This window comes from Bifidobacterium sp. ESL0728, from assembly GCF_029392015.1.
In the GTDB taxonomy this organism is placed as follows: domain Bacteria; phylum Actinomycetota; class Actinomycetes; order Actinomycetales; family Bifidobacteriaceae; genus Bifidobacterium.
In genome coordinates this window covers 648,569-667,531 of the sequence record NZ_CP113925.1, presented here as the reverse complement: position 1 = coordinate 667,531, position 18,963 = coordinate 648,569, and the positions used below count along the sequence as shown (strand labels likewise).

Below are 18,963 nucleotides of genomic sequence, written 5' to 3'. Positions count from 1 at the left end.
ACTACGATAGCCGACAAAATGAACAAACCCTGCGAACGGAGATTCCGCACACAGGGTTTGCAACAATTTCTTTGGATTCAAACGGCTACCGGCTTTGTAAAGCCATCACCGTCAAATCCTTAAGAAGGAAAGAACTACTTGAGTTCGACGGTGCCGCCGGCCTCTTCGATCTCGGACTTGGCCTTCTCGGCGTCATCCTTCTTGGCCTTCTCGAGGATGGTGGCAGGAGCGCCGTCGACGAGCGCCTTGGCGTCAGCCAGGCCCTTGCCGGTGATGTTCTTGACGGCCTTGATGACCTGGATCTTCTTGTCGCCGAAGGAGGAGAGGACCACGTCGAACTCGGTCTTCTCTTCTTCGCCGGCGCCTGCACCAGCGGCAGGAGCAGCGGCAACGGCAACGGCCGGGGCGGAAGCCTCGACATCGAACTCGTCCTCGAACTTCTTGACGAAGTCGGAGAGTTCAACCAGGGTCATTTCCTTGAACGCATCGAGGAGCTCATCGCTTGAGAGCTTAGCCATAATGGCTTCCTTTCTTTTCCGGGCGGCGGATGTTTTGTTTGGTTCCGTCACCTAAATTCTTAAATTTCTTTAATTATTCACTACTAAACTGCCTGAAGTCTACGCGGCCGAAGCCACGGAAAAATCAAGCGGCCTTTTCCTGCTTCTCGCGCAGGGCGTCGAACGTACGCACGGCCTTGGTGGGCAGAGCGACGAACGTGCGAGCGGCCTTGGACATGGAGCCCTTGAGGTCGCCTGCCATCCTGGAGAGCAGGGTTTCGCGAGATTCGAGGCTCGCGAGTTTCATGAAGCCTTCGGCGTCGTACATGGTTCCGTCTGCGAAACCACCTTTGATGACGAGGGCCGGGGTTTTCTTGGCAAAGTCACGCAGGACCTTCGCAGCCTCGACGTAATCACCCTTGACGAAGGTGATTGCGGAGGGGCCGGAGAGTGCTTCATCGAAGCCCTCGTACCCAGCCTCTTTGGCGGCGATGCGAGCGAGCGTGTTCTTAGCCACTGAGTAGGAAGTATCGCGGCCTAGCTTTTCGCGCAGATCGGAAATCTGCGGAACGGTAAGCCCGCGGTACTCGGTAAGGTAAACCGCATCGGCGTTACGGAATTGATCCGTAAGCTCGGCGATCACCGCTTCCTTTTCGGGCCTTTTCATGGCGTTCCTTCCTGAGTCGACCATTGATCGGGAAATTCGGAACGTTGCAGCTTTTACGAGCGATTTCTTGTGTTGCTGCGATAATCGCACCACTATAAAAAATGCCCTGCACATAGGCAGAGCACCATACCGGCCACTTGCGCGACCCACCTCTTGCGAGGCTTATGACATTCAACCTATGCTGGCTTGGCGAACCAAACTTCGAGAGGCTTACGCCTCTAACCAACAGTCTGTGGTTTACAGATGAACAGTATACGGACGCCGCACGACCGCGCGACACGCGCACGCGCCAATCAGTAGGAAAAGCACCAAAATCGGCATAAAAAAGTGCTTTTCTCCTCAGTGAAACCCTAAATCAGTGCGAAAAGCACTATTTTGGCCCGATTTTGGTGCTTTTCGCACTGGTTTATGGTGCTAACGTGACCAAAGCACGCGATTGAAGAGTTGGACGACCAACACTCAGAGCACGGCCTGGAGGGCGAAGTCGAGGATGAAGAGGGCGGTGACGATCCACATCACCGGATGGACCTCCTTGGCCTTGCCCTTGCAGATCTTGACGAGGCAGTACATGATGAAGCCCGCGGCGATGCCGTAGGAGATCGAGTAGGAAAGCGCCATGAACACCGAGGCGAAAAGGGCCGGGATGGCTTCGGCGAGGTCGCCCCAGTTGACTTCCTTCAGGCTGGAGGCCATCATGCAGCCGACCACGACGAGCACGCCGGCCGTCGCGGCGGACGGAATCGCGGAGACCAACGGCGAGAGGAACATCGAGATGAGGAAGCAGATGGACACCGTCACGGAAGTCAGGCCAGTGCGACCGCCCGCGGCGATGCCTGCCGAGGATTCGACGTAGGTGGTGATGTTGGAGGTGCCGAACAGGCCGCCGACGGAGGTGGCGATGGAATCGGCGAAGAGGGCTTTGTCCATCTTGGAGCTGAAGCCGTGGCCGTTGGCCATGTTCTTGATATCGGTATCGGAGAAGATGCCGGTCTTGCGGCCGGTGCCGACCAGCGTACCGATGGTGTCGAACATATCCGACATGGAGAAGGCGAAGATGGTGACGATGACGAGGGGCAGCCGGCCGAGGTTGCCGAACAGCGACGGGAAGCCCTGCGGGCTGAAAATGGCGAGGAAAGTCGTCGGCAGCTGAGAGAAGGTCTGGCTGATCGAGACGGAATTGGACATCGTGGTCACGCCGAAGGGAATGCCGATGATGGTGGCGGCGATAATCGAGATCAGCAGAGAACCGCGCACGTTGAGCAGGGTGAGGACGATGGCGATGGTCAGACCGATGAGGAAGACCCAGAGCACAGGGTTGTTGAGCATCGATAGCCCTGGTGTCGCGTGAATCGGGCCGCCTTTGGCCGCGGCCTTGGGGTCGCCGGGAGTGAAGGAAATGAAGCCGACGTTCAACATGCCTACGTACATCACGAAAAGGCCGATGCCGCCGCCGATGGCGTGCTGCAAAGATTCGGGGATACAGGCGATGATGAGCTTACGGATGGAGGTGACGGTGACGAGAATGTTAATCAGGCCACACAAAAATGTCATACACAGTGTTTCCTGCCAGGTAAATCCAAGGCCCGCGCAAACGGTGTAGGCGAAGAACGCGTTCAAGCCCATGCTTGCGGACTGTGCGTAGGGAACGTTGGCGAAAAGCCCCATCACGAGCGTGCCGGCGACGGAGGCGATGATGGTGGCGAGGAACACTGCTCCCCACGGCATGCCCGTGGTGCTCAGAACCTGCGGATTGACGACGATGATATAGCTCATCGCGAAGAAGGTGGTGATGCCCGCCGTGATTTCAGTGGATACTGTGGTGTGATTTTCTTTGAGATGGAAGAACCTGTCCATCGTTCTCTCTTCCTTGGTTTGTATATCGCCAAGTCAGATTGCAGAAAACGGGCGGTCGGCGCTTACGGCGTTCAACACGACAAGACCGACGAACTTCACTAACTGTTGATAGATGAATTGACGATACAGAGGTTGCTGCGACTCGCCCGCGTTCCCGCGGACAATTCGAATATAACACCGGTCCTAGTCATGGATTTTGCTGTATGTTCAGTATTTTTCGCACCAAGAATCGTTTATTCCGAACAGCAGGGTAGCAAAATCTCCCGATCGAAAACAGGTCTTGACCTGTCTGCCGCCGCCTGCCGACGGCTTAAATTCGTATAGTGTAACCTGTCATCCACGTAAAACAATCGCGTGAATATTTCCAAATCCAATTGTGCGCACGTTCCGGCACGCAAATGGATGCGTAACATCTTTGTTTCCAGCAATTCGACAACCGCATTCAAAAGAATTCCACCGACAAATGCGATAGAAACATTGCGATACAACTGGAAATTACCGCAGTTTACCGCAGAAATGACGGGCCGACGCGCCGCACACCGAACAGTATATTACATTACTGTGTCCAATTCACAAGCCCAGAGATCCCGAACAACCTCGCTGGGCGAAAGCCGGCGGCGATGACCATGAAAGCCAACAAGCAAACCATAACCCCGCTTCCCCAACCGAAACTCAGCCGAAACGGCCGGAGATGTAGCGCTCGGCCTCCCCGTTCTGGGGGTTGTTGAACATCGTGGTGGTGTCGGCGAAATACTCGAGGTGGCCGGGTTTGCCGACAGCCTTCAGGTTGAAGAACGCTGTGTAATCGGCCACGCGCGCGGCCTGCTGCATGTTGTGGGTGACGATGACGATGGTGTAGTCGCGCTTGAGCTCGTTGATCAGATCCTCGACGGCGAGCGTGGAGATCGGGTCGAGGGCGGAGCACGGCTCGTCCATCAGGAGCACCTGCGGGTGGACGGCGACGGCGCGGGCGATGCACAAACGCTGCTGCTGGCCGCCGGAAAGTCCGATGCCCGGTTTGTCAAGCCTGTCTTTGACCTCGTTCCACAGGTTTGCCCCGCGCAAAGCCCATTCCACCAGTTCGTCGGCGTCGGATTTGGAAATGTGGCGGTTGTTGAGACGAATGCCGGCCAGCACGTTCTCGCGAATGGACATCGTCGGGAACGGATTCGCCTTTTGGAAGACCATGCCGACGTCGCGACGCACGGCCACCGGATCAACGCCTTTGGCATAGAGGTCATGGCCATCGAGCAACACTTTGCCTTCGACGCGTGCGCCCGGTGTGATCTCGTGCATGCGGTCGAGCGTGCGCAGGACGGTGGATTTGCCGCAGCCGGACGGGCCGATGAAGGCGGTGACCTTGTTGGCCTGGATGTTGAGGTTCACGTCCTGAACGGCGAGGAAATCGCCGTAGTAGACGTTGAGATGTTCGACATCGATGCGTTGCCCCATGTTGTCTCGCTTTCTTTGTTGATACCTATATTGGAATCCGTGTAATGTTTACGTATCGCGTATCTTTCAGACAGCAGCGTCAGAAAAATGCACTCTAGCCAACCCAAAACGCACTTTTCGCTCACCACCGTCAAATACATGCACTGTGGCGAATCCGGAACGCACTTTTTGGACGCTAGCGTCGGAAAAGTGCGCCACATCTGGTGCGACAGTGGGCAATATGGGATTGGTCGCGCGATGTGGGCCTTCATCATTTCGCCTCCACGCTGAACAGGCGCTGTACCAAGCGGCCGATGAGGTTTAGAACCAGCACGATGGCGATGAGCACGAGTGCCGCGGCCCACGAACGTTCGGTCGGGATGGATGCTACACAGCCCGGGCCGGCGTTCGGCGGGCAGGTCACGGACATCTTGCTGTATTCCTGGTAGACAAAGACAGGCAGCGTGGTCATCTGGCCGCTGAAGAGGTTCCAGTTGGTCGTGACGATGAATCCGGCGGTCATCAAGAGCGGCGCGGTTTCGCCGATGACGCGTGCGATGGCGAGGATGACGCCGGAAACGATGCCCGGCAACGCCGTTCGCAGGACGACTTTGACGATAGTGCGAGATTTGGTGACGCCGAGCGCGTACGAAGCCTCACGCAGGTCGTCGGGAACAATGCGCAGCATCTCGACACTGGAATTGACCACAGTGGGAATCATCAGAATCGAGAGTGCAACGGAACCTTCGAAACCGTTGGAAACACCGGGACCCATGAGAATCGCAAACAACGAGAAGGCGAAGAGACCGGCGACGATCGAGGGGATGCCACTCATCACGTTGACCAGCAGGGAGATGGCTTTGGCGAATTTGCCGCCGCGCGCGTATTCGACCAGATAGATCGCGCACATCAGGCCGACCGGCACGGAAATCAGCATCGCGCCGAGCGTCACTTCGAGCGTGCCGATGATGGCGTGCTCGATGCCCCCGTGCCCGCCTGAGGGTGTGGGCATGCCGCCGATGACGCCGGACATGTTGAACGCGAGGAAGTTGAGATTCAGCCGTTTCACGCCCCGCACGATGGTGGTCCAAAGCAGGGAAATCAGCGGAATCATCGCGACGACAAACGCAAGGCCTATAACCCCGGCCATAATCCGGCTCTTCCATTCGCGCCGCTTGAGCAGAGCCTCAGAAGGCTTGAATCTCGAGAAATCGGGGGTCGGACGTGCTGATTGCGAAGATACCGTTTCCGAATCTGCCGAGGCATTCTCCACGATTCCAGCGTTCTGGTTTTCGCGGATATTGCCGCTTGCCGCTTCCGAAGAAAGAGTGACGTCAAATCCGGCTTCGGCATGGTCGCTGCGATTGCCGCGATCGGAAAGGGATACGTTCTTGCCGGTTCCGGAGCCATCTGAAGGCGCATTATCCATTACTTCAAAGGAACCACTCAATACCAATAAATTCGACATCGCCGTTTTGGGATCTTTACTTGACACCGTTGTGTCTGCGGCGCCACTGGGACTCTCAGAGGCAGCATCAGCCGACGTTTCCGTTTTCACGGCATCACCAACATCGTTCGACACATTCACGGGCACTCGATGCCCGGTACGTTCATCGCCACAGGTTCCGTCGTTCTTGTTATTAGCGTCTTTCTGACTCATCGCGCACCTCCCTTCCGCGTGATGCGTCGGGCGAGGAGATTGACCACGAACGTGATGACGAAGAGCACCAGACCAGTGGCAATCAAGGCGGAGACACCGAGCGAATCGGCCTCGGGATATTGCGCGGCGATATTGGCGGCGATGGTCTGGCTTTTCGAGGCCTCTAGCCAGTGCCACGAATAGGTCATGCCTGGCGAGAGCACCATCATCACGGCCATCGTCTCCCCCAGCGCGCGCCCGAGTGCCAGCATCGAGGCCGACACCATGCCGGACTTGGCGAATGGCAGAGCGGTAAGCTTGATCATTTCCCATTTGGTCGCCCCGAGCGCGAGCGCCGCCTCCTGGTTGAGCCGCGGGGTCTGGGCAAAAATGTCACGGGTCATCGAAGTGATGATCGGCATGATCATGATGGCCAGAATCACCGCGGCGCTGGCAACGGTGCGAGGCGGGTTGGCGGCGGGTCCGGCGAAAAGCGGAATCCAGCCGAGATGCACGGAAACCCAATTCCAGAACGGATACATCGCCGGCACCAGTACCAGCGCACCCCACAGACCGTAGATGACCGAGGGAATCGCGGCCAGCAGATCGACCACATAATTGAGCACGGTACGAATGCGTTTATGAACGTAAAAAGTAATAAACAAAGCGACACCGACGGCGACAAAAAAGGCGATTGCCAGCGCGAGCGCCGCAATCACCACCGTACCGAAAACCAGAGGCCCGACATATTGCCAGAACCCGTGCGCCTTGCCGCCGCTCAAGGAAACGAAAACGGCGGAAGTCTTGGCCTGCGGGCCGGCGAAAATCGGCCAGGCGCGCAGCAGCAGGAAGAGCACGACCGCGCCCAATGCCACCAGAATCAGCGCCCCGCAACCCACGGCCACAGCGTGGAAAATCTTATCCTGACTATGCCGGCTGCGTTTGACGTCCGTCGAGGCGAAAACGTTGGTTCGGTTTCCGCGATCACCGTTATGACCGGAATCAGCCGCGCCGTTGCCATCCTCGATGCCAACGCCGGTGCCATTCACGGCCCCCACGGCATTGGCAACGCTGGAGGTGCTGGTGTCATTGATAGTACGGATGGCGTCGCCCGTGTCGGTATCACTGATAGTACGGCCGATGTCGCCGTTAGCGGTGGCACTGTCTTTGCCGGAGCCCCCGTCGCCGGACATGCTCGCGCTGACACCCTTCACATCTCGAATGTCATGCTTGCAATGATGCGTTGCGGCGCCAAATGATCCGCCCATATCCGCAAAAGGCAACGCCGCGGCCATAGGCACTGCTCCCCTTGCACCGCCACCTTTAGATGTCATCGTCATGCTGTTCCTTAAGTGTGAAATATGAAACCACTGCGAGCGAGCCCGGCGGTGTTTACGGTTCTATCGATGTTCTCAAGAAAGATATAGATGGATTGTTTGGTTGATGGATGGATAAAGGCGGATGAGAAGTGACTGCTTTATTTTGTTTGTATCCCGTTCACGGATTTCAGAGCCTTCTTCGTCAACGTTCCCCCGAGCGCCGCCGAACCGGTGTTGTCCGCAGCGACCTTCTGGCCGCTGTCGCTCAAGACATAGCCCAGCCAGTCGCGCACAAACACGCCGGTTTTCCGGTCCTTGTATGCCGGGCATGCCACGGCGTAGGACGAAGAGACAATCGGATAATCTCCGGCAACGCTGGTGGCATAGTCGACATTCACGACCACGCGTTTGCTTCCCTTGGGCATCTGTTGCAACGGCGAGGCGTTCACTGTTTTCGCGGCGGCGTCGGCGACCGGTGCCACGTAATCAGTGCCGACCTTGACCGAAACAGTACCGAAATTGCCTGCCTTGGCGAGGTCCGCGTAACCCACCGTCCCGTCGGCCTGGCCGATGCTGCTGACCACGCCGTCGGTGCCCTTGGCCGCCTGCCCGACCTCGTTGGGCCAGTTTTCCTGCGCCTCGTAACTCCAATCGTTCGGCGCTGCGGCTTTCAGATACGAAGTGAAATTGTTGGTGGTCCCGGACTTGTCGGAACGATGGACCACGGTGATCGGCGTGGCCGGCAGATTCACTTTCGGATTTTCGGCCTTGATGGCGTCGTCGTTCCACTGGGTGATTTTCCCGTCGAAAATCCGCGCGATGACGCTGGCATCCATATTCAGGTGCTTGCCCTGTCCGGAAATGCCTTTGAGATTGAACATGACGGCGATCGGCGAAACATAAACCGGAACATCAAAGGCGCTGCCGGATTCGCAGATGGCCTTGGACTGCTCGATTTGCGCTTCGTTCAACGGGGCGTCTGTCCCCGCCCAAGCGATGGCACCGGTCAGAAACGTAGAGACGCCGGCCCCGGAACCGGAAGGGTTATAGGCGATTTTCGCGTTGCGGTTGTGGTTTTGATACGTCGCGATCCAAGCTTCCACAGCCCCCTGCTGCGAGGAGGCTCCGGCACCGTGGAATTCGCCGGAGATACCGGAATCCTTGCCTTTGGTTGCGTTGGAGGAATCAATCGGGCTGGTGTTGTCGCCACAAGCCGAAAGCGCGGCCATCATCGCGAACGAAGAAACAACAGCGATGAGGCGTTTACACGTAGTGCTGTGCATAATGTTGCTCACGATTCCATTATGACAGATGGTCTGCCGTCGTTCACTAGACAATCGATCCTTGCTTAGTTCCGTTTTCGAGCTTTACTGCCGACCAAACAGGAATCCGGCCACCGACCAAGCCGGAAAAACGGAACCGACCTTTTGACTTTCGACAGGGATTTATTGACCGGTAAATATTGACATTATATTATTTTTATCGTATTACATAACGGCTGAATGGCTGTGAAACAACCGACCAAGCGCACGCCTTGCCGCCGACCTTTTGATTCCGCAACTGCGTTGATACGCGGCTCCGAAACCTTCGGTTTTCTCATTGGGCGAACAACGGAAAGACCGGAAAATACCAAGAAAGCCCGAAACGAATAGCCAGACCGGAATGAGGAAAAAGAAGCTGAACAAGCAAAAGGCTGACAACCTACGCTGCCAGCCTCATTGACGCAGTATTCGCGCGCCGAAACCGCACAGAAACCGTTCGGAGGCGGCAGTTTTCGGCTTCTCTTTTTTTCATTGGGCGAACACGAGAAGGTTGCAGAAATCTGAATTCACCTATTACGCAAGCCCTCGAATATATCGGTCTTGCCGCCGCGATTCACAACCGGAAACAATCACAGCACTTAGACGAAACCAGCACACACATCGTTCCAGTCCAAATTGGCAACCGGCCTTCTAGAACGTTCGCGGCAAAGCAAAACCGCTTATTCCATGGAGGTTAAACGCTCAGAGCCGGGTGACGATGTCGATTGCGAGGCGGGCGGCGGTGTCGGCGTACTCGGAGATATCGAATTCCTTGAACTGCTCGTAGGTTGTGTCGGCCTCGTCGGAAAGCGCACGGATAACCAAGGCCGGCACGTCGTTGCGAGCGGCGACATGGGCCACGGCCGCGCCTTCCATCTCCACTGCGTCGGCATGCGTTTTTTCGGCGACCACAGCGGCTTGCTCAGGGGTGCCGATGAAGTTGTTGCCGGACGCGATTACACCGGTCATGTGGTGGACACCCATTTCGTCGAGCGCGGCGTTCGCCACGTCGAGCAGGTGCCGGTCGCTGTGGAATTCCTCGGTTTCGGGCTTCCACTGGGCGATCATGCGCATGTCGGAATCGAGGTAGCGCAGGGTGCCGCCGAGCACGACGTCGTCGATATGCATCGACTTGTTGAGCGAACCGGCGATGCCAGAGAAAATCACGGCGTCGGGATGGTAGTTGTCGACGAGGCACTGGGTGGTGGCCGCGGCGTTGACCAGACCCATGCCGCCGACCGTTGCGGCGACCGTGATCTGCTCGGCGGATTTGGAGGTAAGCGTACCGACGTTGATATCGAGGCTTGCGGTTTTGTTGTGCTTCACGTCGTTCAGCGACTTGGCGATCAGCGCGACTTCCTCTTCCATGGCTCCGATGATGGCGACGGTTTTCATAGTTCCTCGTTTCTTAAGGTTTGTCTTGTTTCCCGACAACATTAGTTCAGGACAAAGCTATTTCAATATACTCAGCCGCAGATATGACATTTCAAGCCGAAATTTGCGTCATAAAATTGCTTATTGTATTACAGAAAGGTGATTTCACGCGCCGCGACGCACATCGACCGCGTTGGCAAGCTCCCGCAGGAGCCGTTCCGTCTCGGGCCAGGCGATGCACTTGTCGGTAATCGACTTGCCGTATTCCAGCTGCGAAAGCGGGGCCGCGGGCTGATTGCCACCGGCGATGAAGCTTTCCATCATAAGCCCGGTGATATTGGGCTCGCCGGTGGCGATACGCCCGGCCAGTTCACGCGCGACCTCGGCCTGACGAATCTCATCCTTGCCGGAATTGCCGTGCGAGCAGTCGATGATGAGGCCATGACAGGCGGCGGAGCCTTCCGGCATCTCAGAGCGGATGGCTTTCATCGCAGCCTCTACCGACTCGGCATCGTAATTGGGGCCGTGAGACGAGCCACGCAGCACGACGTGGCAATCGGGGTTGCCCAACGTTTCGACAGCGCAGGCGCGGCCGAGATGGTCGATACCGAAGAAGGTATGCTGCTGGGTGGCTGTATAGCACCCGTCGATGGCAGCTTTCACCGACCCGTCAGTGGCGTTCTTGAAGCCGATGGGCATCGAAAGCCCACTGGCCAGCTGACGATGAATCTGCGATTCGGTGTTGCGCGCGCCTATGACGCCCCAGCTGACCGCATCGGAAATGTACTGCGGGCTGGTCGGCTCAAGGAATTCAGTAGCGGCCGCCACGCCTTCGTCAAGCACGCCGAGCAGGGTCTTGCGTGCAAGCAACAGTCCCTTCTTGATGTTGTGGCTGCCGTCGAGATCCGGATCGTTGATCAGACCCTTCCAGCCAACAGTGGTTCGGGGTTTCTCGAAATAAACACGCATCACGATAAGCAGGCGATCGCCGAGTTCGTCCTTCAGTTTGGCGAGACGATGGGCGTAATCCAATGCGGCTTCGGGATCGTGGATGGAACAGGGCCCGGTGATGACCAGAAGCCTGTCGTCCTTGCCGTAGAGGCAATTGCGGATCTCGTCGCGGGAGCGTACGACCAGATCCGTCGCCTCGGCGCTCAGCGGCATGCTGGAAAGCACGTCGGCCGGCGTGGGCAACGGCTCGAGCTCGAAAACGCGGCGGTTGACGATGCGGTTGACACCGGCTTCGTCCTCCCAACGCGTGATGCCACTTACCTTCAGCGGATTCTCCCCGTTTTTCAGCGCCTTTTCGAAGGCGGCGCGGTTTTTGGCGTCGTCGATACCCTGATCAGACAGGCTTGCCGCCATATCACCTTCACGTCCGCCTTTTGAAACATCATCCATTCCATTACCTGCCACCGGCTGTATGCTCATGCTCTTCTCCAAGATTTCAGACTGTTGACTTATTAATATAGTACAGACATCGTCACTATTTATCCGCTTCGATTTCATCTATCAATTTGTAGACATTTCATAGCAAGCAAATCGACGGACTGTGAATTCCAAGGATAACGACTTTTCATCGAAACAGGCGTTGAAAATCCTGCCAAACTTACTGCCGACATACGTTGGTGTGGGTAGTCGCCGCATTGACCGCAGCGAATGCCCACACCAATGATTTTTGGCCTCCTCTCAGCTAATCTTTGCTTTCCTCTCAACCAATGTTTTGCCCTCCTTTCAACGAACCGTTAATCTTTCCCCCTCGACTCATGCCTCACTTTCCTTTAATCAATCGTTGTTTTTCTTTGATTACCGGCGGCCTCCTTTCAGCTGCGCTGCAAACGCTGGCCAGTGGCGTGAGCCAGAGATTTGCCGATGGCCACCGCAATCTGATTGGGCTTGTCGCTTCTGGCATGGAACGTCTCCTCCCAAGGAAAAGCCCTCTGCCAGTCGCCGTAGATTCGCTTGCCTTGTGGCAGGATGACACTCATCGAGGTGACGTTCATCTTCTCAATCAGTTTGTCGATTTTTGCTTGATTCGCGAGGTCGCCTGCAACGGTGTCGGTCACCACGATGAGGGTGGTTGGCCTCCCCTCGCCTTCAATCGCACCTTGCGCCTCCTGCAACGCGGGCACGAAATTCGTTTCTCGGGAATCGACCTTGCCGCCCCCTGTTTTCGCAGAAGCAGAAGCGATGGTCTCGACGCTTGAACAAGGACTGGTCACCGTCGCGTTCTTCGCCCATCCGATCACCGTGATGGTGTCATCGTCGCGCAGGTTCTTCGGGGCCCACTTGTAGAGCTGATCGATGGCATCGGCCCTCATGCTGCTGTAATTCACGAACGAACCGGATTCGTCGAGCGCGAGCACCACATTCAACGCGGTCGGGCTTCTGCGGCCCACCAGCGCGGACTTGGCGAGCTTGCTCGGAGCGGCATAATGCTTGAAGGAAAACCAGCCGACAGGCAGGAGGACCAGCAATGCCACCAGCAGCGCACTCAGCAGGGATCGAAGCAACGGATGGGAGCCGTCCAGGGTACCCGGCTGCGAAAGCCCGGAAAACTTGACCCGGCGGTGTCGGTTCATTGAGCGAGACATTGCGAGACTCCTTCCACGGTGATGTCGACGCGGCGCTCGCGTTGTGCGACGGATTCGTTCTGGGTGCCGTCGGCGTTGAGATCATTCTCGCGAGGCTGGCTGTCACCCACACCAGTGGCACTGATACGCTTGGCATCGATACCATTGCCGGTGAAGACCTGGGCCACGGCTTTGGCTCGATCGACAGAAAGCTGCATACCGCTGTTCGCGTTTTTGCTGACACTGGCCGTATGCCCCACGATGGTGAGCGTGCTGGCGGGATTCGCTTTCATCAGGTTGACCGGATCGGCGAGCGCCTTGTACGCCTCTTCAGTCAGCTGCGGGGAGTCCGCGGCGAAATAGGCGTTGCCGAGCTCATAACTGGCCGCACCTCCCTTACAACTTCCAATCGGAAAAAAGGGAGTGGAATCCTCGGGAAGGCCTTCGCTCTTCGTGGCGTTCAAGGGGTCGAGAGAGATGGCCTGGCAACCTCCGGCCTTCCAATCCGAGCAAAGGGCACGCGCATAATCACGCATCCAGGTACGCCCGCTGTCCGGCAGCATTGTCGAGGTCTCGGCCACACCTCCCGTCACCAGATCTGCACCTTTGAGATCGATCGGTTGGCTTTGCGCCGAGGCATCCGCGGCATCCTTCGCACCGGCTTTCACCGCCGCGTCGGTGAGACCGCCGACCCCTGAAGTCCACATCCAATCCGAGACGATTCCGAGGGTGTCCCCTTTTCGCAGAGTTTCGGCGGCCAAAGCCACGGCCCGCCCAAGGTCGGTTCCGGAGGAAGTGGGCTTCAATTCCTCGGTTTTCTGCGCCACACAGGCGGGAATCGCCTTCGCGGTCTTGAGCCTTGCGCTTGTGCCGGCCACCGCCTGGCGCAGCGAAGCGTTCTTCATCACGATGCGCGGCGCGGAATCAGCGCCATCCACAGCAATCAGGTTGAACCCGTCATCATGCATGGAAGCCACCGCGATAGCTTTGGCCACATTGGCTGGAAGCGCCTCATGCAGATTGCCGGTGACGCTTGCCGAACCGTCATAGACCAACGTAAACATATGATTATGCGAACGTTCGGACTGGTCGAAAACGCTCTTGCAGCTCTTGGTGAACTGCTCGTCCAGGCCTTTGGCCGAAGCTTGGATTTCGGCATCGTCAAGGCTTTGCGCCGGGTCCTTGGCGGATCCGCAGGCTGCAAGCGTTGACATCACCAGAGCTGCACTCACCAACCCCGCGGCAATCTTCACGCCCTGATGCCAGGACCTGTTTTGCAATGTCGTTGTTGCGTTTTTCATGATATTCTCCTTGTCAATTCTGATTGTTTTTAATCGCTTTTGATTGTTTTGTTTGTTCACTTCATTTCGATTTCCCGCTGCCGGCCGACCAACCAACGCGGCCGGCAGCGAAAGATCGAATCCGCGTCACTGACGGGCGAATTCCGGATCGATTTTGACCAGTTCCTTGTTCGCCTCCTTTTCTGCGGCCTGCCAGGCTTCCTGCCACATCTGCGCGGCCGGAGAACTTGCGGGAGTCGGCTCAAAGGAATCAAAGATTTCCGCAGCATCCTGCAAGGCTTGGTTGTATTCCGCGAGGTTCTGCAAGCGCTTATTGGGAATACGATGGGTGAAATCACCCCGACCACTCTCGTTACCGGCATCCTCAACACTTGCATCGGGCTTTTCGCGAAGACCTTTGACGGATTCATCGACTTCGGTCAAGCCACGCAGCCCGGCTTCATAGACTTCGGAATCGACGCTCCACGACACATCGTTGACCTTGTTGTGGGCCTCCGAAATGGTGACATTGCCGTTCTGGAAAAACCTACGCTCTTTTTTCAGGCACTTCTCGTCGTAATTGATGTCACTGTCACGACGGCGATCGAGCGCTTTAGCCCACTTTTTGACGTCCCTGGAATGTTTGAACTTGGGGTTGTTCTTGATCGTATCGGCAATCAGCAGCATCCATGGCAGGAACGTGACATACCACGCGACAATCTTGTCGAACACCGACGCACCGCCGAACGCGCCGCTTCCCACATAGCTGTTGACTACGGAATGGAGCATGAAAGTGAGCCACCCAAGAACCGGCAAGGAAATCACGAAGATGATCAGAGCCTCGAGAGGCGTCATCAACTTCTTGCCGATTCTGATGGTTGGAGAGGTCACGCGCGTGCCCAGTCCACTGTGGAAAAGAGCCCACGCCAAGCCGTTTGAACCGACGCCGACAAAACCAAGGACTCCGAGGGCGATGCCGAAGGCCACCGCAACGGAGAAAATCACCTTTATCGTTGGAATGACGTCAGTGCCTAAATCGGAGAAACTGACACCGAACACTTCCTGCACGCTTACGGTCACCAACGAGGGATCGTTTGCGAGCATTACGATGGCGAGCCCGATGATGATGTATGGACTGATCCACGAAACCAACGCCCCAAGCTTGTATGCCATGGTGCGGTCTTTTGCCACCTCGCTCATCTGATTTCGGGTCACGATATCATGCAGAAACATCGATACCCTTGCTTCAAAATCGGTGCGCTTGTGCCGACGCTTCAGGATTTTTTCATTCAGTCGTTCCATTTTTCTCTTGGCTCCGTTGGTGAAGTTATTGGCCGTTTTCTTGGCACGAATGCCGAGGTTTCCGTCTGCCGCATCAATCGAGTGATTGACGTCCCGTTCGAGATCGTCCGTCAGGTTGTTGCGGTGGAACCAAACCCTGAGCCGTCTGCCCATGGCGTGGAGCCGGTCCCCCATCTTCGTGCTTCTGGTTTGTGCGTTTTCCATGATTGCGCTTCTTTCTTTTTTCGATTCGATCAACGATTGATCGGACCGATTGTTGTTATTGCCAAGTCAGGTTCCTTTTCCCTGCCTTCACTAGTAAGGGAACGGTTTTGCGGTTTTTCGACGCGAAAGTGGGGAAATATTTTTTATTTCGCTACGCATTGGCCGACCGTCGCCTTGAAGGCCTGAATATCGTCATTCGTCAGCTGCGGGGTGTCGTCTGCGACGGCCGCCATCGCCGATGCCGGATCGTTAGAATGCCCAAGCCCCAGAGCATGCCCCATTTCATGCTCGACCACTTCCGTGGCCAGCCCGACCGATTCGGCATCGCTGCCCGCCTTTTTGAAGTAGTCTTCGTTGAGAGTGATATCGGCGTAATAGATCATCGGCGAGGGGAAGGAGTCGTATCTGACCGTCCTGGTCAAGGTCTGGCCCAAGGTCTCGGTCGAACCTTTGTCGTTGGAGTTGAAATCAGGATATTGCGAGGTAGGAAGGAACCGAAAGCGAAATTGCGTGCCGATTGACAGCGGACGCGTGGCATATTCCGAAAAGCCCTTGCGGTTCTCGCCTTGTAAGCGGTCTACACGCTCGAAGCGTAAGCCTGTCACCTGGGCGATACGTTGAATGGCCTGCGTGACCATGTTTTCTTCCTCTGGACCCACCGGGCCATACAAGTTGTACGCAATCGGCTTGCAGGGGTTGACCAGCGCCGGTTTTTCCACACCTTTATCGGGCGGTAGATATTCATAGCCTTGGGGCAAAGCGGTCAAGGGTTCGCCCAACGTTGCATGGACAAGGTCGGCATCGACACTTGAACGATCTCCATCACCTTTTCCGGCGGATGAGGGTAGTTGCTGTTGTCTTTCTGATTTGGAAGACGCAATTGACTGCGGCGAAAATCCTTGACACCCGGAAGTTCCCAGAACGATGGCCGCCGCCGACACCAGAGCACAGCTGGTTTTAACGATCCGGACAATGGTGTTTGACATATGGTTCTTCATTTTTTCTCCTTTTTAATCAAGGTGGACACCACGAAATAAGCCTTTTTCATTCCTCCGGTTCCGGGATTTTGATGGAATCGAGAATTTTTCTCACCGTGTCCGGAGTCGCGACATCCAAGGCATCGCTTTGCAACGAATACCGGAATCGCGACCGCCTCATAACCGACAAGGTGTGGTAGCTCCGCTCATCGGTCAGCTCGAGTGGCGGCGCAATGTTCAACGTGAAGGGCACAGTGGGCGTTCCGCCTCTGGAGAGAACGGCCGCGGCCTCGAAGTGCGGCAGACGCATCAGCTCTTCCTGTGGCCACCTGCCCAGCTGCTCGCTGGCTCGCGATGCATCGCCCATTCCCGTACGCAGTGCGATGAAGGATCCGGCATCAGACTCCAAGGCATCGGCAAGGTGAGGGTTCAGCTGCCCCATACGCTGGTGGGCCACGACCAGACAGATGCCAAACTTGCGCGCCTCATCAAGCATCGAAGCCAACGGGCCAAAAGCAGCCGCATGGGCTTCGTCCACCACGACCACAAAGGGCTTGTCCGGACGCTTACGTTTGAACATCGCACTTTTGATTTCGATAAGCCAGCAGGCAAGCAGGAACTGGGCGGACGACGCACCAAGCTCATTGCCGGCAAGGTTGACGGCCAGCCCCTTATCGCCTTCATCCATCAGCGCGGTGAATTCAATGGTGTTCATCCCGCTGCCCAGAATGTTGAGCAAAAGGGGCGAGGAGTTGAGTATCGTGAACCTGCTGCCGAGCCATGAAAACAAATCCGTGGCGTCCGGACCGGTAAGCCCCGAAAGCTCCTGCTGAATGTGCAGGGCCATCTCGATGTCGTTGTGACGCAACTTATAGGCCAACCTCTTGCACATGTCCTGGCGGACAAGCGTGCTGGTGACCATCGGAATCGAGATATGCCCCAGACGCCGATAGGCTTGGGCAACCAACGCGAACGCCGAAGCGGCACGCTCCCCGAACATGCCTTCGCTGTGCGGATCCATGTATTCCTTGAGCGCGGCGGTGATCTCGCCAACCTTCAAAGCGAAGACATCTTCATCATCCTTGCCGTTGAGCGGGTTGATGGGGACGATATAGTCGCGATCGGCATGATCGATGCCGAAAACATGGAACCCTTTTGCCGGCCTAGCATCGGCGACGATGCGTTCCATCAGATCCGGATGCGTGGAAAGAAAGACGAATCCGACCCCCTGACGCGACAGTTCACAGGCAAGGTCGACCAGAAAAGTGGTTTTGCCGGATCCTGGTGCACCGATGACATGCATATGCTCGGTCAGATCCTCCGGTTTCACCGTCACGTCGACGGTTTCGCCGGTGCCATCGAGCGCGGTTCCCAACGAAATTGGCTTAGTGCTTGCCGGCACTGGCAATGAATCAAGAGGATGCACCCGATGGTCTTGGGCGGCGGTGAGCATGCCTTTGAACGGATGCTCGCCGGCTATGGGCAGACGCAGAAACGCGCTCGCTGCGGCTGCCGGCATCGCATAGCCTTTTATTGAGGCTGCACTCGGTGAAGTAGCATCCTTCAACCCTCTGGCATCCAAATGCAAGAAGTTTGCGCCGGTGAGTGACTTGTATTCGCTGAGCATCGACTTGCTGACCCTGTCGGGTGCGGTGATAAAAACGCGCACGCCCAGCGGAGGCGTGTTGGGAATGATGACCAGTCGGCTCATCACGTCATGGGTATCGAACAATTCCTGAGCCATCGTCTGATCGTTTTGCCCGGCCTTATGAAGACAGTAGATGATGGAGGAACCGTCATTCTCTCCAAGGGTTTTAAACAGTGCCGTCGGGTCGATGTAATGATAGGCATCGATCGGGCTGGCGGTTCCATTGGTAAAACCCTGAGGATTATGACGGAGATCCTTTTCCATGTTTTTCAAGATCAGCTCGTCGGTAGTGAGCAGGTTCGGCGAGCTATTCTCGGAACGTCTTGCGCCACGATTGACACCGATATCGCCGGGAGGAAGCAACGCCTCATAACCATCCCGGATAGGCGTCGGGGAAGCGAAACACTCCGTCGGGTCGTCGAAGACGAAGATGTCACCGAACACATAGTTCATGTCCCGTTGCCAAGCATCGGCACTGTCTACACAATCCTTTGAAACTGCGGAACCCATGGAACCGGCACGGGAAAGCTGAGACTCCTCATCGACAGCATCTCCGCTGATCCTTACCTCGATGTCGACACCGATATGCCCCTGCATGCTTGCAACACGTATGACGGTCAGGTAATCGCTCATATTGACGACATCGATCAGACGCCTTGTCACGACACGCGCCGTCTTTTCGACATCGTGTTGATGTTTCAAAGCACTTACCCTTAACAACCGTCGGCAACCGCTTGTCTCGGCTTCGAGGGGTGAAACTTTCGAACCGCCCTTGTCGTCCGGTATTTCGGTAAGGATCTTGCTGTCCGAAGAATCCATCATGGAGCGCCTCTTTCTGATTGCTTCCATCGCTTTCAGTAAGAAGGTACCGATTTTTCAATTTTCGACGCGAAATGG

14 protein-coding genes are annotated in these 18,963 nt (G+C 56.5%); all 14 read right to left on the bottom strand.

Annotated features, from left to right (window positions below):
• Positions 1-134: 134 nt before the first annotated feature.
• Positions 135-518, bottom strand: a complete 384-nt coding sequence (gene rplL / locus OZX67_RS02225) for a 50S ribosomal protein L7/L12 (RefSeq protein WP_277143768.1) — start codon at positions 516-518, stop codon at positions 135-137.
• Between the two features lie 124 nt (positions 519-642).
• Entirely contained in the window at positions 643-1,164 is a 522-nt protein-coding gene (rplJ, locus tag OZX67_RS02220; protein ID WP_277143766.1) for a 50S ribosomal protein L10, read from the bottom strand.
• 459 nt (positions 1,165-1,623) lie between these two features.
• Positions 1,624-3,018, bottom strand: a complete 1,395-nt coding sequence (locus tag OZX67_RS02215) for an NCS2 family permease (protein ID WP_277143764.1) — start codon at positions 3,016-3,018, stop codon at positions 1,624-1,626.
• A gap of 672 nt (positions 3,019-3,690) precedes the next feature.
• The gene (gene pstB / locus OZX67_RS02210) at positions 3,691-4,470 is read right to left on the bottom strand and encodes a phosphate ABC transporter ATP-binding protein PstB (RefSeq protein WP_277143761.1); all 780 of its coding nucleotides are present in this window, start codon (positions 4,468-4,470) and stop codon (positions 3,691-3,693) included.
• Between the two features lie 250 nt (positions 4,471-4,720).
• Complete coding sequence (gene pstA / locus OZX67_RS02205) at positions 4,721-5,722, bottom strand: phosphate ABC transporter permease PstA (RefSeq protein ID WP_277144854.1); 1,002 nt, start codon at positions 5,720-5,722, stop codon at positions 4,721-4,723.
• A gap of 383 nt (positions 5,723-6,105) precedes the next feature.
• A complete protein-coding gene (pstC, locus tag OZX67_RS02200) occupies positions 6,106-7,005 on the bottom strand; it encodes a phosphate ABC transporter permease subunit PstC (RefSeq protein ID WP_277144852.1) in 900 nt (299 codons plus the stop codon).
• Between the two features lie 560 nt (positions 7,006-7,565).
• Complete coding sequence (gene pstS, locus OZX67_RS02195; RefSeq protein WP_277144850.1) at positions 7,566-8,690, bottom strand: phosphate ABC transporter substrate-binding protein PstS; 1,125 nt, start codon at positions 8,688-8,690, stop codon at positions 7,566-7,568.
• A 720-nt stretch (positions 8,691-9,410) separates the two neighbouring features.
• Complete coding sequence (mtnN, locus tag OZX67_RS02190; protein ID WP_277143759.1) at positions 9,411-10,103, bottom strand: 5'-methylthioadenosine/S-adenosylhomocysteine nucleosidase; 693 nt, start codon at positions 10,101-10,103, stop codon at positions 9,411-9,413.
• A 144-nt stretch (positions 10,104-10,247) separates the two neighbouring features.
• A complete protein-coding gene (locus OZX67_RS02185) occupies positions 10,248-11,447 on the bottom strand; it encodes a 3-deoxy-7-phosphoheptulonate synthase (RefSeq protein ID WP_277144848.1) in 1,200 nt (399 codons plus the stop codon).
• 458 nt (positions 11,448-11,905) lie between these two features.
• Entirely contained in the window at positions 11,906-12,676 is a 771-nt protein-coding gene (locus OZX67_RS02180) for a VWA domain-containing protein (RefSeq protein ID WP_277143757.1), read from the bottom strand.
• Complete coding sequence (locus OZX67_RS02175; RefSeq protein ID WP_277143755.1) at positions 12,661-13,956, bottom strand: OmpA family protein; 1,296 nt, start codon at positions 13,954-13,956, stop codon at positions 12,661-12,663. Before OZX67_RS02175 ends, OZX67_RS02180 begins: the two co-directional genes overlap by 16 nt.
• Before the next feature lie 126 nt (positions 13,957-14,082).
• Positions 14,083-15,441 (bottom strand): hypothetical protein, encoded by a 1,359-nt coding sequence (locus OZX67_RS02170; RefSeq protein ID WP_277143753.1) that lies wholly within the window; start codon positions 15,439-15,441, stop codon positions 14,083-14,085.
• A gap of 143 nt (positions 15,442-15,584) precedes the next feature.
• Positions 15,585-16,439, bottom strand: coding sequence for a matrixin family metalloprotease (locus tag OZX67_RS02165; RefSeq protein ID WP_277143752.1), 855 nt, complete (start codon positions 16,437-16,439; stop codon positions 15,585-15,587).
• A 46-nt stretch (positions 16,440-16,485) separates the two neighbouring features.
• Positions 16,486-18,888, bottom strand: a complete 2,403-nt coding sequence (locus tag OZX67_RS02160) for a hypothetical protein (RefSeq protein ID WP_277143750.1) — start codon at positions 18,886-18,888, stop codon at positions 16,486-16,488.
• Between the last annotated feature and the right edge of the window lie 75 nt (positions 18,889-18,963).

Excerpts from the sequence above, each read along its gene's own strand:
- rplL (WP_277143768.1), bottom strand. The coding sequence starts at position 518 with ATGGCTAAGCTCTCAAGCGATGAGCTCCTCGATGCGTTCAAGGAAATG.
- rplJ (WP_277143766.1), bottom strand. The coding sequence starts at position 1,164 with ATGAAAAGGCCCGAAAAGGAAGCGGTGATCGCCGAGCTTACGGATCAA.
- OZX67_RS02215 (WP_277143764.1), bottom strand. The coding sequence starts at position 3,018 with ATGGACAGGTTCTTCCATCTCAAAGAAAATCACACCACAGTATCCACT.
- pstB (WP_277143761.1), bottom strand. The coding sequence starts at position 4,470 with ATGGGGCAACGCATCGATGTCGAACATCTCAACGTCTACTACGGCGAT.
- pstS (WP_277144850.1), bottom strand. The coding sequence starts at position 8,690 with ATGCACAGCACTACGTGTAAACGCCTCATCGCTGTTGTTTCTTCGTTC.
- mtnN (WP_277143759.1), bottom strand. The coding sequence starts at position 10,103 with ATGAAAACCGTCGCCATCATCGGAGCCATGGAAGAGGAAGTCGCGCTG.
- OZX67_RS02185 (WP_277144848.1), bottom strand. The coding sequence starts at position 11,447 with ATGGCGGCAAGCCTGTCTGATCAGGGTATCGACGACGCCAAAAACCGC.
- OZX67_RS02180 (WP_277143757.1), bottom strand. The coding sequence starts at position 12,676 with ATGTCTCGCTCAATGAACCGACACCGCCGGGTCAAGTTTTCCGGGCTT.
- OZX67_RS02175 (WP_277143755.1), bottom strand. The coding sequence starts at position 13,956 with ATGAAAAACGCAACAACGACATTGCAAAACAGGTCCTGGCATCAGGGC.
- OZX67_RS02170 (WP_277143753.1), bottom strand. The coding sequence starts at position 15,441 with ATGGAAAACGCACAAACCAGAAGCACGAAGATGGGGGACCGGCTCCAC.
- OZX67_RS02165 (WP_277143752.1), bottom strand. The coding sequence starts at position 16,439 with ATGAAGAACCATATGTCAAACACCATTGTCCGGATCGTTAAAACCAGC.
- OZX67_RS02160 (WP_277143750.1), bottom strand. The coding sequence starts at position 18,888 with ATGATGGATTCTTCGGACAGCAAGATCCTTACCGAAATACCGGACGAC.